Origin of the sequence: Burkholderia sp. Se-20378, from assembly GCF_017104665.1 — a bacterium.
In the GTDB taxonomy this organism is placed as follows: Bacteria; Pseudomonadota; Gammaproteobacteria; order Burkholderiales; family Burkholderiaceae; genus Burkholderia; species Burkholderia lata.
The window spans coordinates 1-16237 of sequence record NZ_JAAGPG010000159.1; the positions used below are offsets into that span (position 1 = coordinate 1).

Here is a 16237-nt window from a genome sequence, read left to right on the forward strand (position 1 = left end):
TTAAAATGCCGGATTCTCCTTCCCCTCGCTCGACCCGGCCCCAAGGCTCGCCCGATCATGTCCGACACTCGTCCCGATACGCTTTTCGCCCTCACCGCGCTTTCGCCCATCGACGGCCGCTACGCCAGCAAGACCGAAGCACTGCGCGACTGGCTCTCCGAAGCCGCCTTCATGCGCCACCGCGTCACCGTCGAGGTGCACTGGTTGATCGCGCTGTCGCGCGCCGGCTTCGCGGAAGTCCCGCGCTTCTCCGATGCGTCCGAACAGTTCCTGCTGCAGCTCGCCGAGCGCTTCACCGCGCACGACGCCGCCCGCATCAAGGATATCGAGCGCGTGACGAACCACGACGTGAAGGCCGTCGAATACTGGCTGAAGGAATCGGTGAAGGGCCAGGAAGAACTCGAAAAGGCCAGCGAATTCATCCACTTCGCGTGTACGTCGGAAGACATCAACAACACGTCGCACGGGATGATGCTCGCCGGCGCGCGCGAACACGTGATCCTGCCGGCCCTGCGCACGGTCTACCAGCGCCTCGTCGCCCTCGCGCACGCGCACGCTGAGCAGCCGATGCTGTCGCGCACGCATGGCCAGCCGGCCAGCCCGACGACGCTCGGCAAGGAACTCGCGAACGTCGCGGCCCGCCTCGCCCGTGCAATTACGCGCATCGAGAAGGTCGAGATCCTCGGCAAGATGAACGGCGCGGTCGGCAACTTCAACGCGCATCTGTCGGCGTATCCGGAATTCGACTGGGAAGCGTTCTCGCGCGACGTGATCGAAAACCGCCTGAAGCTCACGTTCAACCCGTACACGATCCAGATCGAACCGCACGACTACATGGCCGAGCTGTTCGACGCCGTGGCGCGCGCGAACACGATCCTGCTCGACCTCGATCGCGACGTGTGGGGCTACATCTCGGTCGGCTACTTCAAGCAGAAGACGAAGGCCGGTGAAATCGGCTCGTCGACGATGCCGCACAAGGTGAACCCGATCGACTTCGAGAACTCGGAAGGCAACCTCGGCCTCGCGAACGCGACGCTGCGCCACCTCGCCGACAAGCTGCCGGTGTCGCGCTGGCAGCGCGACCTGACCGACTCGACGGTGCTGCGCAACATGGGCGTCGCGCTCGGCTACTCGCTGCTCGCGTACGACTCGCTGATCCGCGGCCTCGACAAGCTCGAAGTGAACCCGCAGCGCCTGAACGAAGACCTCGACAACTGCTGGGAAGTGCTCGCCGAGCCGGTGCAGACGGTGATGCGCCGCTACGGCATCGAGAACCCGTACGAGCAGCTGAAGGAGCTGACGCGCGGCAAGGGCATCACGCGCGAAGCGCTGCAGGAATTCGTCGGCACGCTGGCGATCCCGCAAGAGGCGAAGGCTCTCCTGCTCGCGATGACGCCTGCGTCGTACATCGGCAAGGCCGTCGAACTCGCGAAGCGGATCGCGTAAGCGCCGCCGACTCCGCACGTAAAAAAGCCCGATGCGAGCAATCGCATCGGGCTTTTTTGTTGCCTGCCGCAGCCGGTCAGAACGAGATCATCCGCCCCGGGTTGAGCGCGCTCATCACGCTCATCGCGGCCTTCGCAGCGGGAATCGCGATCGGCGACAACTGGCGGCCGAGCGGAATCGCGCGGTGATCGATGCCGGTCAGCATCGAGAAATCGTCGTTACGGCCGACGAAATCGTCGCAGATCGCCTTGCCGATCCGCACCGTCTGCGCGACACCGTGGCCGCTCCAGCCCTGCACCATGTACATCGGCACGCGGCCGTCGGTCTTGCGGCTGTCGGTCGCGCCGTTCAGCGTGAAGTCGCTCACGCCGCTCCAGCAGTAGTCGAGCGCGAACCGGCCGTCGTGCTGCGGAAACACCGTGTTCAGCCGCGTCAGCAGGTACGCGTTCACGTCGGGCTGCGCCCAGCACGTGCCGGTGCCCTGCCCGCCGAACAGCAGGCGGTTGCCGCGCACCGGCCGGTAATAGTCGATCTGGAACTGCGTGTCGTACACGGGCATGCCGGCCGGCATCAGGGTCGCGACGTCGACGTCGAGCGGCGCCGTCACGCTCACGTAGGTAAAGAACGGCACGGTCGTCGCGGCGCCGTCGTCGAGCAGCCGGAACGTCGTGTTGTGCAGCGCGAGCACGACGCCCTTGCGCGCGGTGATCGTGCCGCCCGGCGTCGTCGCGACCACGCCCTCCGGTGTCTCGTCGAGTTCGAGCACCTCGGTGCCCTCGAACAGCGCGCCGCCATTCAGGCGGAAGCCATGCACGAGGCCGCGCACCAGCGCGAGCGGATGAATCTGACCGCCGATCGCGTCGATCGCCGCGCCGTGGTACAGCCCCGAGCGCACGTAGTCGTCATGCAGCTGATGGCGGCCGACGAGCGTCACGCCCGCGTCGCCGAGATGGCGGCGCGCATCCGCGCCGTCGAGCAGCGCACTCATGTGGCCCGGGTGGACCGCCGCCGTGATGTGGCCGCGCTTGCGATCGAGTTCGAGCGCGTAACGTGCGCCGATCGCATCGATCAGGTCCATCGATTCGGCCGACGCAAAGCGCCACAGCCGCTTCGCGTCGTCATGCGACAGGTGGTCGATCATGTCGGCGGCTTCCCAGCGCGCAAGGCCGGGCGTGAGCTGCCCGCCGTTGCGGCCCGACGCGGCCGAGCCGACGTGGTGCTTGTCGACGAGGATCGTGTCGACGCCCGCTTCCGCGAGATGCAGCGCGGCCGACGCGCCGAGCAGGCCCGCGCCGATCACGAGCACGTCGCATACCGCGTCGTGCGCAAGCGGCGCGCTGTTCGCGTGGCGCGACAGCGATGCTTCGTACCAGTTGGCCGGGCGCTCGCCGTCGTAGCGGGCCGGGTCGCACCAGTTCCAGTTGTCTTTTTCGATGTTCAGTTGCGTTGGTTCGAAACGCGATTCGCCCTGGATCAGGGATTGATGGTTGAAAGTCATGATTGCACTTGCATGGTCTTGGGCCGCCTGTCGATGAGCCTTCTGGCTTCGCGGGTGGGGCAGCCGGTTCCACATGGGTGTCAACGAGATAAAGGGGCGCGATGGCCCGTGTTGACGGCGGACACGCTCGTGCCGCCTGGATCCCGGACTGTGCGAAAGCACGTATTGAAAGGTGCCGGGACACCCAATTTCTACACCGCAGAAATAATTCTACAGTGTAGAATAAGCTTTCGTCAAGTTTACAGCCGGTGCCGCACCGGTTCGCCAGCCCGCATCGATGAAAGACAAACCCGCCCAGGGCCCGCGCGGCCTCGACAAGGAGGCCATCGTCGCAGCCGCGCTCGCGCTGCTCGAAGACGTCGGCGAAGCCGCGTTCAGCGTGCGCAAGCTCGCGCAGTCGGTCGGCTGCGACCCGATGAGCGTGCTGTACCACTTCAAGTCGAAGGAAGGCCTGAGCCGCGCGATCGCGAACGCGCTGTCGCGCTCACTCGTGCCGGTCGACGCCGCGCTGCCGTGGCGCGAACGGCTGCGCGACCTCGCGCGCCAGTACCGCGCGCTCGCGCTGCGCTACCCGGCCGCGTTCGCGCTGCTGCAGCGGCACATGAGTACCGGGCCGGCCGATCTCGCGCACATCGAGGCCGTGCATCGCGCGCTCGCCGACGCCGGTATCCCGCGCGCGGCACTGCCGTCGGTGTGCGTCGGCTGGTATGCGAGCGTGATCGGGCTGGCCGCGGCCGAAGCCGGCGGCCTCACGCGCGCCGCGAACGACGTCGAGCTCGCGGAAATGGCAGCGCTGTCGGACGCCGCGCATCCGCTCGTCAAGGCGGCCGCCCCGCTCTATGCGCAGCTCGACCCGGCAGCCGTGCACGACACGATGCTCGACGTGCTGCTCGACGGCATCGCGCAGCAGGCACACGCGGCCTGACCGGCTTGCAGGCCACGAACGAAAAAAGGCGCCCCGAGGGGCGCCTTTTTCATGACGATTACCGCGAACCGCGCTCAGTGCTGCTGCGCGATGCCGATCTTCAGCATGACCTGATCGACGATCTGTTCGGGCGTCAGCTCGATGCTGACCTCGATCGCTTCGTCCGGGCCCGGCTCCTCGAGCGTGTCGAGCTGACTCTTCAGCAGCGACGGATCGAAGAAATGGCCGGTGCGGCTCTTCAGGCGCTCGTGCAACATCTCGAACGAACCCTTCAGATACACGAACCGCACGTCGGTGTCGGTGCCGCGCAGCACGTCGCGGTACGACCGCTTCAGCGACGAGCACGTGAACACGGCCGTCTCGCCGGCGCGCTGCTTTTCCTCGATGGCCGCGCGAATCGTGCGCAGCCACGGCCAGCGGTCGTCGTCGGTCAGCGGAATGCCGTTGTGCATCTTTTCCTTGTTCGCCGCGCTGTGAAACGCGTCGCCATCGGTATAGCTGCACGACAGGCGTTCCGCCAGCATTTCGCCGATTAGCGACTTGCCCGCGCCCGACACGCCCATTGCGATCAGAATCATTGACTACCCCTTGTTACAGAACCAGGCTCAGCAGCAGCGTGAAGCTAAGACCAAGCACCGAGATGATGGTTTCGAGCAACGACCAGGTCTTGAACGTCTGACCGACCGTCATCCCGAAGTATTCCTTGATCAGCCAGAAGCCGCCGTCGTTCACGTGCGAGAAGATCAGCGAGCCCGAGCCCGTGGCGAGCACCAGCAGTTCCGGGCTGACCGTCGTGCCGGCCGCCGCCGCGATCGGCGCGACGATGCCGCAGGCCGTCGTCATCGCGACCGTCGCCGAACCCGTTGCAAGACGCATCAGCGCGGCGACGAACCAGCCGAGCAGCAGCGGCGACAGGTGCGCGTGCTTCGCGGTTTCGACGATCTGCTGCGAAATCCCGCTGTCGCGCAGGACGCCGCCGAAGCCGCCGCCCGCACCGACGATCAGCGTGATGCCGGCGATCGGCGCCAGGCACTCGCCGCAGAACTTCTGGATCTGGTCGCGGTTGAAGCCCTGCAGCTTGCCGAACGTGAAGAAGCTCACGAGCACGGCGATCAGCAGCGCGACGTCCGAGTTGCCGGCGAAGCGCAGCAGGTTGTTCGGCAGCGACTTCGGCGTGAACAGCAGGTCGGCCCAACTGCCGACGAGCATCAGCACGACGGGCAGCAGGATCGTGAACAGCGTGATGCCGAAGCTCGGCAGTTCACGCTTGCGGCCATCCGTGTGCGTGTCGACGAACTGAGCGGCGAGCGGGTTGTTTTCCGGCAGCTTCACGAACTTCGAGATCGTCAGCGCAAACAGCGGGCCCGCGATGATCGCGGTCGGCACGCCGACGATCAGGCCGAACGCGATCGTCTTGCCGATATCGGCGCCGTATTGCTGAACCGCCAGCAGCGCGGCCGGGTGCGGCGGGATCAGGCCGTGCACGACCGACAGGCCGGCCACCATCGGCAGGCCGACGACGAGCAGCGACTTGCCGGTGCGCTTCGCGACGTTGAACGCGATCGGGATCAGCAGCACGAAGCCGACTTCGAAGAACACCGGCAGGCCGACGATGATCGCGACGAACATCATCGCCCAGTGGATGTTCTTTTCACCGAACCAGTCGATCAGCGTGGTCGCGATCCGTTCGGCGCCGCCCGATTCGGCCATCATCTTGCCGAGCATCGTGCCGAGGCCGACGACGATCGCGATGTGGCCGAGCGTGCCGCCAGTGCCTGTCTCGAACGACTTGACGATCTTGTCCATCGGCATGCCGACGACAAGTCCGAGGCCGAGCGAAACGATGATCAGCACCAGGAACGGGTAGATCTTGTAGCGCGCGATCATCAGGATCAGCGCGGCGATCGCGATCAGCGTGAATACGAGCAGCATGCTGCCTTGGACAGCCCCCATGTGGCACTCCTCCTAGAATTGTTCGAACCGGGCGAGTTGTTGCGAGTATGCCCGGCTATGCAGGTCTCCGGAACACGGGGGGTACCCACCCCGTCAGGACGCTGAATTTTACTTATCTTTACGGCCCACGGATAGAACCGGTTCCATCAGCAAAAACCCTCAGTAAAACAAGCACTAAGCGCCTGATTTCCGAGGGTCAAACCGTCATTCCGTACAAGTCTTAACGGGGGAGCTGGCTCGCGGCTTGCGCGAGACGCGTGACTTCGGCCCAGTCCTGCGCGGCGAGCGCGGCTTTCGGCGTGAGCCAGGAGCCGCCGACGCACACGACGTTCGGCAGTTTCAGGAAGTTCGGTGCGGTTTCGACGGTGATGCCGCCGGTCGGGCAGAACTTCAGCGCCGGGAACGGGCCGTGGAACGCCTGCAGCATCGGCACGCCGCCCGCCTGCTGCGCAGGGAAGAACTTCACGATCTCATAGCCGAATTCGAGCGCCTGGATGATGTCGCTCGGCGTCATCACGCCCGGCAGCAGCGGCAGGCCCGCGTCGAGCGACGCGAGGTGCAGCTCCTTCGTCAGGCCCGGCGACACGCCGAACTTCGCACCCGCGCGCTTCGCCTGCTCGCAATGCTCGGGCTTCGTGATCGTGCCGACGCCGACGACGATGTCGTCCGCGAGCTGGCTGGCGCGCTGGATCGCTTCCAGGCCGGCCGGCGTGCGCAGCGTGATCTCGAGCACCTTCACGCCGCCCGCGTGCAACGCGCGCGACACGTGTTCGCCCTGCTCGACCGAGTCGAATGCGAGCACCGGGATGACCGGGCCCAGCTTCACGATTTCAGCAATCGTCTTCATTGAATTGGCTCCTTGAAATTCATGCGGCGACGTGGGCGGCCGTTTCGCCGACCAACGCGCCGAAAACCGATGCGCCCTGCTCGGCCGGCGCGGCAGCCGCGCGGAACACGCCGAACAGTTCACGCCCGAAACCGACCTCGTTCTCGGCCTGGTGCAGCGGCTGCGCGACCGGGCGCGCCTGCCACTCGGCGGCGTCGACCTCGATGTCGAGCACGCCGGCTTCCGCGTCGATCACGAGCGTATCGCCCGTCTTCACCTTGCCGAGCGGGCCGGCCAGCAGCGCCTCCGGCGATACGTGGATCACGGCCGGCACCTTGCCCGACGCGCCCGACATGCGGCCGTCGGTGACGAGTGCGACGTGGAAGCCCTGATCCTGCAGCACGCCGAGCAGCGGCGTCAAACGGTGCAGCTCGGGCATCCCGTTCGCGCGCGCGCCCTGGAAGCGCACGACCGCGACGAAGTCGCGCTTCAGCTCGCCGCGATCGAATGCTTCCTGCACGGCTTCCTGCGAATCGAACACGATCGCGGGCGCCGTCACCTTGCGGTGCTCGGGCGCGACCGCCGAAATCTTGATCACGCCGCGGCCGAGGCGGCCCTGCATCAGGCGCAGGCCACCGTCCGGCTGGAACGGGTCGCGGATGCCGCGCAGCACCTTCGTGTCGTGGCTCTCGGCCGTGCCGTCGACCCACACGAGCTTGCCGTCGATCAGCTTCGGCTCCTTCGTGTAGTGCGACAGGCCACGGCCGGCGACCGTCGTCACGTCCTCGTGCAGCAGCCCGCCTTCGAGCAGGTTGCGTACCAGGAAGGCCACGCCGCCCGCCGCGTGGAAGTGGTTCACGTCGGCCTTGCCGTTCGGGTAGATCTTCGCGAGCAGCGGCACGACGGCCGACAGTTCGTCGAAGTCGTTCCAGTCGATCAGGATGCCGGCCGCGCGCGCGATCGCGACGAGGTGCAGCGTGTGGTTGGTCGAGCCGCCCGTCGCGAGCAGTGCGACGATCCCGTTGACGATCGCCTTCTCGTCGATCACGTGGCCGATCGGCGTGTAGCGGCCGCGCTCGACGGTCAGGTCGAGCACGCGGCGCGCGGCCTCGGCCGTCAGCGCGGTGCGCAGCGGCGTGTGCGGATGAACGAATGCCGAGCCCGGCAGGTGCAGCCCCATCAGCTCCATCAGCATCTGGTTGCTGTTCGCGGTGCCGTAGAACGTGCAGGTGCCGTGGCCGTGATAGGCGGCCGATTCGGCTTCGAGCAGCGCGTCGCGGCCGACCTGGCCGGTCGCGAACTGCTGGCGGATCTTCGCCTTGTCGTCGTTCGACAGGCCGCTCGTCATCGGGCCGGCCGGCACGAAGATCGTCGGCAGGTGGCCGAACTGCAGCGCGCCGATCAGCAGGCCCGGCACGATCTTGTCGCAGATGCCGAGACAGAGCGCCGCGTCGAACATGTTGTGCGTGAGCGCAATGGCCGTGCCCATCGCGATCGCCTCGCGCGAGAACAGCGACAGCTCCATCCCCGGGTTGCCCTGCGTGACGCCGTCGCACATCGCCGGCACGCCGCCCGCGAACTGCGCGACACCGCCGTTCTCGCGGGCGGCCGCCTTGATGATTTCGGGGAAATCCTTGTACGGCGCATGCGCGGACAGCATCTCGTTGTACGAGGACACGATGCCGATGTTCGGCTCGCGGATCGCCTTGATCGAGAACTTGTCGTTGCCCTCGAGGCCGGCGAAGCCGTGCGCGAGGTTCGCGCACGACAGCGCGCCGCGTGCCGGGAACTTGCCCTGCGCGCCGTCGATGCGCAGCAGATAGGCGGAACGGGTCGATTGGCTGCGGGCGATCACGCGTTCGGTGACCTTCGCCAGAGTGGGGTGCAGCGACGTCATGCTGGGCGCTCCTGTATGCCGGCCGACACCGGCGGTTGGAATCGTGGGGACGGTCGAACGCGTCGACAGAACGAAGCCAGTCTAGTAGAAAAACTACAAGCATGCAATGCGGATTAGGCGACCCGCAACCCTTATTCCCGCTACCAGCAAGGCGATACCTAGTGAAAACCCTAATCCACCCCATAAAAAGCATCACGCTATGACTAGCATTTTTATGTAGATTTTCTACAATTCGATTGCGATACACTCGCTCATCCGAACCCGATTTCTGCCTGCCGTCCCATGCTGCCCCGCATTGAAGCGATCCGCGCCGAGTTGCGCCCGTCCGAGCGCAAGCTCGCCGACTACATCCTCGCCGCGCCGCGCGAGGTGCTCGACCTCGCGATGACCGAGCTGTCGACGCGCGCGGGCGTCAGCCAGCCGACGATTGCGCGGTTCTGCCAGGCGCTCGGCTGCAGCGGCTTTCGCGAGTTCAAGATCCGGCTCGCGCAGAGCGTCGCGCCGGGTGTGTCGTCGGTCTATCGCGACGTCGAGCCCGACGAGCCGGCGCCCGGCATCATCGGCAAGGTGTTCGACCGCACGATCGGCGCACTGATCGAGGTGCGCAACAGCCTGTCCGCGGGCAGCGTCGCCGATGCGATCGCGCTGCTGTCGAACGCATCGCGGATCGAGTTCTACGGCGCCGGCGGCTCGGGCATCGCCGCGCAGGACATCCAGCACAAGTTCTTCCGGCTCGGCGTGCCGAGCGTCGCGTATTCGGATCCGCACACGTTCTCGATGTCGTCGGCGCTGCTCGGGCCGCACGACGTCGTCGTCGCAATCTCGAACACCGGCCGTACGCGCGACATCGTCGATGCCGCCCGCTCCGCACTCGCGTGCGGCGCGAAGGTCGTCGCGATCACGCAGAGCCATTCGCCGCTCGCGAAGCTCGCGACGGTGAGTCTCGCGTCGAACGTTGCGGAGGAAACGGACGTGTTCTCGCCGATGACGTCGCGGATGTCGCATCTCGCAATCGGCGACATCCTCGCGGTCGGCGTTGCGCTGTCGCGCGGCCCGGCGCTGATGGAACGGGTCGGCCGCGCGAAGGAGGCGATCACGCGCCGCCGGATCGACGACGGCGCGAAGGATTGAACCTGCACCGCGCCGGCCGCGGCGTCTGCGCGTAAACGACAAACGGCGCCCCACGGGGCGCCGTTGTGCATCAGGCGACGCCGGCAACCTCGCCGGCCATGTCGCTCAGAACGGCTTGATCACGACCAGCGCGACTGCCGCGAGCATGCCGAGCACCGGCAGCTCGTTGAACACGCGATACCACTTGTCGGTGCGACGGTTCTCGCCGCGCTCGAACACCCGCAGCAGGTGCCCGCAATACGCGTGATAGACGATGAGCAGCAGCACGACCGTCACCTTCGCGTGGATCCAGCCCTGCCCCTGCCCGATGCCGATCGACAGCCAGAGCCACAGCCCGCAGGCCAGCGCCGGCACCGCGATCATCGTCATGAAGCGGAACAGCTTGCGTGCCATCAGCAGCAGGCGTCGCACGGCGGCCGGATCGGTTTCCATGGCCAGGTTCACGTAGATGCGCGGCAGGTAGAACAACCCTGCAAACCACGCGGCGATCAGAACGATATGGAACGTCTTGACCCAGAGCATCGCCATCGGTTGTGTGCCTCGCTGTTTACTGGCGGCCTTCGCCGTGTCCGAGCACGACGTACTTCAGCGACGTCAGCCCTTCCAGGCCGACGGGGCCGCGTGCGTGCAGCTTGTCGTTCGAAATGCCGATTTCCGCGCCGAGGCCGAATTCGAAGCCGTCCGCGAAGCGTGTCGATGCATTGACCATCACGCTTGCCGAATCGACCTCGCGCAGGAACCGCATCGCACGGTCGTGATCCTCGGTGACGATCGCGTCCGTGTGGTGCGAGCCGTAATGGTTGATGTGCTCGATCGCGGCGTCGAGGCCGTCGACGACCTTGATCGCGAGCACCGGCGCGAGATACTCGGTGTGCCAGTCTTCCTCGGTCGCCTCGACGAGCGGGCCGACGCCCGCATCGGCGAGCACTGCGCGCGCGGCCGCATCGACGCGCAGTTCGACCTGCTTGTCGCGATACAGCTTGCCGAGCGGCGGCAGCAGCTTCGCCGCGACACCGCTCGAAACGAGCAGCGTCTCCATCGTGTTGCAGGTGCCGTAGCGGTGCGTCTTCGCGTTGTCGCAGACGGTCAGCGCCTTGGCGAGATCGGCGCGATCGTCGACGTACACATGGCAGATGCCGTCGAGGTGCTTGATCATCGGTACGCGCGCCTCGTTGATCAGGCGCTCGATCAGGCTCTTGCCGCCGCGCGGCACGATCACGTCGACGTATTCGGTCATCGTGATCAGCTTGCCGACCGCCGCGCGATCGGCCGTCGCGACGACCTGCACCGCATCCTGCGGCAGGCCGGCTGCTTCGAGCCCTTCGCCGATCAGCTTCGCGAGCGCCGCGTTCGATTCGAGCGCTTCGGAGCCGCCGCGCAGGATCGTCGCATTGCCCGACTTCAGGCACAGCGCCGCCGCGTCGATCGTCACGTTCGGGCGCGATTCGTAGATGATGCCGATCACGCCGAGCGGCACACGCATCTGGCCGACCTGGATGCCGCTCGGGCGGTACTTGAGGTTGCTGATCTCGCCGATCGGATCGGCCAGCGACGCCACCTGGCGCAAGCCCTCGACCATCGTATTCAGCGCCTTGTCCGACAGCGTCAGGCGATCGACGAACGCCGCATCGAGCCCCTTTTCACGGGCGCGGGCGACATCGCGCGCATTCGCGTCCTTCAGCACCTGCGCGTCGCGTTCGATCGCGCGCGCCACGGCGTCGAGCGCCGCGTTCTTCGCGGCCGTGCTGGCGCGCGCCATCGCGCGGGAAGCGTGCCGGGCGCGACGGCCCAGGTCGGTCATGTACTGATCGATATCCATCGTGTGACTCGAGAAGCGCGCCGCGCGGGGCGGCATGAATTCGTGGGGAAGCGTGAGTGGCGGCGGCCGCAGAGCCGCGCCAGCTATCGAAACATTGTAAGCGGGTTGCGCAGCGCGCGCTGACGGCCCGAACGGGACTTAGCGTCGCACGCGCCCCGCGGTCGGCGGTCGCTCGCCACGGGCGCCGGCCACCGTCATCGCGAGCTGGAACAGCCCGTCCCACGGATCGGGTGGCGGTTCGTCCTGCGTGCGGCGCCCCGGCGCGACGGCCGTGAGCCCCTTGACCTGACGGTCGAGCTTCGCGGCAAACGCGAGCGCCTTCTCGAGCACGGCTTCGGACACGCGATTCAGCGCGGGGCCGATCAGCCGCTCGCGCGGCCCCCACACGCGGTTTTCGCGCAGCAGCGTCGCGAGCGGCTTGCCGGCCGTCGTGCCGCGCTTGATCCGCAGCAGCGTGCGCAATTCCTCGACGACCGCCCACATCACGAGCACGATCGCCTCGCCCTCGCCCTTCAGCCCGTCGATCATCCGCGCGAGCCGCGCGGCGTCGCCGGCGAGCATTGCCTCGTTCAGCTTGAAGACGTCGTAACGCGCGACGTTCAGCACCGCGTCGTGCACCTGCTCGAACGACAGTGCGCCTTGCGGATACAGCAGCCCGAGCTTCTGGATTTCCTGGTGTGCGGCAAGCAGGTTGCCTTCGACGCGCTCGGCGATGAACTGCAGCGCGCGCCGCCCGTCCTCGCCGGGCGCGGCGCGCTGGCCCTGCATCGCGAGACGCTGGCCGATCCAGTTCGGCAGCTGCGCGCGGTCGACCGGATCGATCTTCAGCGCGACGCCGCCGTTCTGCAGCGCGGTGAACCACGCGGATTTCTGCGTGGCCGCGTCGAGACGCGGCAACGTGACGAGCATCAGCGCGTCGGGGTTCGGCGTGGCCGCGAGCGTCTTCAGCGCATCGGCACCTTCCTTGCCGGGCTTGCCCGACGGAATGCGCAGCTCGATCAGCTGGCGCTCGCCGAACAGCGACATCGCCTGGGTTGCGCCGAGCAGCACGCTCCAGTCGAAGCCGCGCTCGACCGTATGCACCGAACGCTCGGTGAAGCCGGCCGCGCGCGCGGCCACACGAATGCGGTCGCACGCTTCCTGCGCGAGCAGCGGCTCGTCGCCGTAGACGGTATAGAGCCCGGCCAACCCCTTCGCGAGGTGCGGCTCCAGCGCATCAAGTCGCAGTTGCATCGATACGTGCGCCGTCGATCAGAGCGGCGGCGGCGGCAACGGCGCGCGCGGTGCGACGCCCGGCACCACGTCTTCCGGCGCCGGCGTCAGCGAATGGACGATCGCGAGACGCCGCATCAGCTGGTCGACTGCGTCGCTCTGCATGTCGGCGTACAGGAGGTCGGCTTCCTGCGCCTTCGCGTTCGTGTACTGATCGCTGTACGTCATCGCGCGGTTCAGCGCGATCGCGCTCGGCGGGATCAGCACGGTGCCGTCCTTGCTCGTCAACGTGTAGTTCAGCGTGTAGAACAGTGCGTATTCCTGCGCCGAGCCGTACTTGTTGAGCGTCAGCGTGTTCTGGCCACGCGACTCCCACATGCGCAGCACGGCATCGGCGTCGTCCGCCGACTTGACGATCTTCGTGTCGCTGCCGGCCTCGACGAGGCGCACGAGGCGCGCCTCGACCGGCGCCGGCGCGCCGGCGATCAGCAGGTGCTTGAACGCGTAGTCCTGCTGGCCGCGCAACTGGAAGCCGCATGCCGACAGCGCAACCGCGCTGCCGGCAGCAAGCATCAAAAACGATCTGCGGATCACCTTCGCTCCTTCTGGGTACGTCCGACGGCCAGCGGCCGTCAGACGACGATGTTCACGAGGCGGCCCGGCACGACGACGATCTTCTTCGCCGGCTTGCCGTCGCTGAACTTCGCGAACGCGTCGTCGGCCACTGCCGCGGCTTCGATCGCCTCGCGGCTCGCGTCCTTCGCCACCTTCAGCGCGCCGCGCACCTTGCCGTTCACCTGCAGCACGAGTTCGATCTCGGCCTGCTCGAGCGCGGCCTCGTCGACCTTCGGCCACGGTGCGTCGAGCAGCGGGCCGAATTCGTCCGCGTAGCCCAGCGCCTTCCACAGCTCGAACGTGACGTGCGGCACGACCGGGTACAGCACGCGCAGCAGCACGCCGTACGTTTCACGCAGCACGCCGGGCGTCGCGCCCTTCGCGCCGTCGATCGCGTTCAGCATCTTCATCGCAGCCGACACGACCGTGTTGTACTGCAGGCGCTGGTAGTCGAAATCGGCCTGCTTCAGCACGCTGTAGATCTCGCGGCGCAGCGCCTTGTCGGCTTCGCCGAGCGTGGCCGCATCGAAACCCGCGCGCGCGGCGAGCGCTTCGCGGTTCGCCGCACCGAAGCTCCACACGCGGCGCAGGAAGCGGCTCGCGCCTTCGACGCCCGCGCCCGACCACTCGAGCTGCTGCTCGGGCGGTGCGGCGAACATCGTGAACAGGCGCGCGGTATCGGCGCCGTACTGGTCGATCAACAGCTGCGGATCGACGCCGTTGTTCTTCGACTTCGACATCTTCTCGATGCCGCCGAGCACGACCGGCTGGCCGTCCGTGTTCAGCGTCGCGCCGACCGGGCGGCCCTTGTCGTCGTGCGTGACCGTCACGTCGAGCGGGTTGTACCAGGTCTTCTTGCCCGATGCATCCTCGCGGTAGAACGTCTCGTTCAGCACCATGCCCTGCGTGAGCAGGTTCTTCGCCGGCTCGCCGAACTTCACGAGGCCGAGGTCGCGCATCACCTTGGTCCAGAAACGCGAATACAGCAGGTGCAGGATCGCGTGCTCGATGCCGCCGATGTACTGATCCATCGGCATCCAGTAATCGGTGCGCGCGTCGACCATCGTCTCGGCGTCCGGCGCGGTGTAGCGCGAGAAGTACCACGACGAATCGACGAACGTGTCCATCGTGTCGGTTTCGCGCTTCGCGGCCGCGCCGCACTTCGGGCACGCGCAGTTCAGGAACGCTTCCGACTTCGCAAGCGGGTTGCCCGAGCCGTCCGGCACGAGGTCTTCCGGCAGCACGACGGGCAGATCCTGCTCGGGCACCGGCACGTCGCCGCACGACGGGCAGTGGATGATCGGGATCGGCGTGCCCCAGTAGCGCTGGCGCGACACGCCCCAGTCGCGCAGGCGCCACGTGACCTGCTTGTCGCCGAAGCCGCCGGCGTTCAGGTCGGCCGCGACCGCGTCGACAGCTTCCGCGTAGTGCAGGCCGTCGTACTTGCCGCTGTTCACGCAGACGGCGGTTTCCTTGTCGCCGTACCACTCCTGCCATGCGTCGAGCGAGTACTGCTGGCCTTCGGCCGAGATCACCTGCTTGATCGGCAGGTCGTATTTCTTCGCGAACGCGAAATCGCGCTCGTCGTGGCCCGGCACGCCCATCACCGCGCCTTCGCCATAGCTCATCAGCACGTAGTTGCCGATCCACACCTCGACCGGCTCGCCGGTCAGCGGGTGCGCGACCGAGAAGCCCGTTGCGACGCCCTTCTTCTCCATCGTCGCAACGTCGGCCTCGGCGACGCCGCCGCGCTTGCATTCGTCGATGAACGCGAGCAGCTCCGGCTTGTCCTGCGCGAGGCGCGTGGCGAGCGGATGCTCGGCCGCGATCGCGCAGAAGGTAACGCCCATGACCGTGTCGGCGCGCGTCGTGAACACGCGCAGCAGCTTCTTCTCGCCGTCGAGTTCGTACGGGAAGCCGAAGTTCACGCCGAAGCTCTTGCCGATCCAGTTCTGCTGCATGATCTTCACGCGCTCGGGCCAGCCGAGGCCGTCGAGGTCGTTCAGCAGCTCATCCGCGTACTGCGTGATGCGCAGGTAGTACATCGGGATCTCGCGCTTCTCGACGAGCGCGCCCGACCGCCAGCCGCGGCCGTCGATCACCTGCTCGTTCGCGAGCACGGTCTGGTCGACCGGGTCCCAGTTCACGGTGCCCGTCTTCTTGTACGCGATGCCCTTCTCGAGCATCTTCAGGAACAGCCACTGGTTCCACTTGTAGTAGTCGGGCTTGCACGTCGCGATTTCGCGCGACCAGTCGATCGCGAGGCCCATCGACTGCATCTGGCCCTTCATGTAGTCGATGTTGTCGTAGGTCCACTTCGCCGGCGGCACGCCGTTCGCCATCGCGGCGTTCTCGGCCGGCATCCCGAACGCGTCCCAGCCCATCGGCATCAGCGTGTTGTAGCCGTTCATCCGCAGATAACGGTACATCACGTCGTTGATCGTGTAGTTGCGCACGTGACCCATGTGCAGCTTGCCGGACGGGTACGGCAGCATCGACACGCAGTAGAACTTCGGCTTCTGCGAATCTTCCTTCGTCTTGTAGGCATCGGCTGCGCGCCAGTCGCCCTGGGCGGCGGCTTCGACGTCGGCGGGTACGTATCTCTCGTGCATGGTGTGGTTCGGACTAGGCTTTAAGCGGCGCGACGGCGCGCGCGCAGGAGTGGATCGAAAATCGTGCTTGCCCGGCGGACCTGCAGGTTCGCTGTTGCAGGACCTGTTCGCGGTTTCCGGGCATTTTCCGGGTAACCCGCAGCATGCCCGGGTAGCCTGGAAAATTCCGGGTTACCTGAATAAAGCCTGCCAACCGGGAAAAACGTTGATTATACCGCCCGCGCCGGCCCATTCGACCGGTCTTGCGGCGTGCGGCCCGATCCCGCGGCCGGGACGGGCCCGCCGGATCCGCTCAGCGGTTGG

General features: G+C 66.7%; 14 protein-coding genes. 4 read left to right on the forward strand and 10 right to left on the reverse strand.

The window, feature by feature from the left end:
* Positions 1-57: 57 nt before the first annotated feature.
* Positions 58-1446: an adenylosuccinate lyase gene (gene purB, locus G3N93_RS18215; protein WP_174984029.1), complete on the forward strand. Its 1389-nt coding sequence runs from the start codon at positions 58-60 to the stop codon at positions 1444-1446.
* A 76-nt stretch (positions 1447-1522) separates the two neighbouring features.
* Here the strand turns inward: purB and G3N93_RS18220 are convergent, their stop codons facing one another.
* Entirely contained in the window at positions 1523-2944 is a 1422-nt protein-coding gene (locus G3N93_RS18220; RefSeq protein ID WP_174939179.1) for an FAD-binding oxidoreductase, read from the reverse strand.
* A 277-nt stretch (positions 2945-3221) separates the two neighbouring features.
* Between G3N93_RS18220 and G3N93_RS18225 the strand changes: the two genes are divergently transcribed.
* Positions 3222-3869, forward strand: a complete 648-nt coding sequence (locus tag G3N93_RS18225; protein ID WP_011350941.1) for a TetR/AcrR family transcriptional regulator — start codon at positions 3222-3224, stop codon at positions 3867-3869.
* Positions 3870-3943: 74 nt separating this feature from the next.
* Here the strand turns inward: G3N93_RS18225 and G3N93_RS18230 are convergent, their stop codons facing one another.
* From G3N93_RS18230 to edd, 4 genes are all read right to left on the reverse strand, one after another.
* Positions 3944-4447: a gluconokinase gene (locus G3N93_RS18230; protein ID WP_046544931.1), complete on the reverse strand. Its 504-nt coding sequence runs from the start codon at positions 4445-4447 to the stop codon at positions 3944-3946.
* A 13-nt stretch (positions 4448-4460) separates the two neighbouring features.
* Positions 4461-5822, reverse strand: a complete 1362-nt coding sequence (locus G3N93_RS18235; protein ID WP_174939158.1) for a GntP family permease — start codon at positions 5820-5822, stop codon at positions 4461-4463.
* 220 nt (positions 5823-6042) lie between these two features.
* Positions 6043-6669, reverse strand: coding sequence for a bifunctional 4-hydroxy-2-oxoglutarate aldolase/2-dehydro-3-deoxy-phosphogluconate aldolase (gene eda / locus G3N93_RS18240; protein WP_011350938.1), 627 nt, complete (start codon positions 6667-6669; stop codon positions 6043-6045).
* A gap of 19 nt (positions 6670-6688) precedes the next feature.
* On the reverse strand, positions 6689-8545 hold the full coding sequence (gene edd / locus G3N93_RS18245) for a phosphogluconate dehydratase (protein WP_206133646.1): 1857 nt from the start codon (positions 8543-8545) through the stop codon (positions 6689-6691).
* A 282-nt stretch (positions 8546-8827) separates the two neighbouring features.
* On the opposite strand from edd, the gene G3N93_RS18250 reads away from it, so the two are divergent.
* Complete coding sequence (locus G3N93_RS18250) at positions 8828-9676, forward strand: MurR/RpiR family transcriptional regulator (RefSeq protein WP_011350936.1); 849 nt, start codon at positions 8828-8830, stop codon at positions 9674-9676.
* Between the two features lie 105 nt (positions 9677-9781).
* Here the strand turns inward: G3N93_RS18250 and G3N93_RS18255 are convergent, their stop codons facing one another.
* From G3N93_RS18255 to leuS, 5 genes are all read right to left on the reverse strand, one after another.
* Positions 9782-10204, reverse strand: a complete 423-nt coding sequence (locus G3N93_RS18255; RefSeq protein WP_011350935.1) for a CopD family protein — start codon at positions 10202-10204, stop codon at positions 9782-9784.
* 19 nt (positions 10205-10223) lie between these two features.
* The gene (locus G3N93_RS18260; RefSeq protein WP_206133647.1) at positions 10224-11495 is read right to left on the reverse strand and encodes a glutamate-5-semialdehyde dehydrogenase; all 1272 of its coding nucleotides are present in this window, start codon (positions 11493-11495) and stop codon (positions 10224-10226) included.
* A gap of 138 nt (positions 11496-11633) precedes the next feature.
* Positions 11634-12728, reverse strand: a complete 1095-nt coding sequence (gene holA / locus G3N93_RS18265; protein ID WP_206133648.1) for a DNA polymerase III subunit delta — start codon at positions 12726-12728, stop codon at positions 11634-11636.
* 18 nt (positions 12729-12746) lie between these two features.
* Complete coding sequence (gene lptE / locus G3N93_RS18270; RefSeq protein WP_206133649.1) at positions 12747-13301, reverse strand: LPS assembly lipoprotein LptE; 555 nt, start codon at positions 13299-13301, stop codon at positions 12747-12749.
* A gap of 38 nt (positions 13302-13339) precedes the next feature.
* Positions 13340-15934 (reverse strand): leucine--tRNA ligase, encoded by a 2595-nt coding sequence (leuS, locus tag G3N93_RS18275; RefSeq protein ID WP_206133650.1) that lies wholly within the window; start codon positions 15932-15934, stop codon positions 13340-13342.
* Positions 15935-16028: 94 nt separating this feature from the next.
* Here leuS and G3N93_RS18280 point away from each other — a divergent pair.
* Positions 16029-16237: hypothetical protein (locus G3N93_RS18280; RefSeq protein WP_206133651.1), on the forward strand; the 209-nt coding region annotated here is incomplete at its 3' end.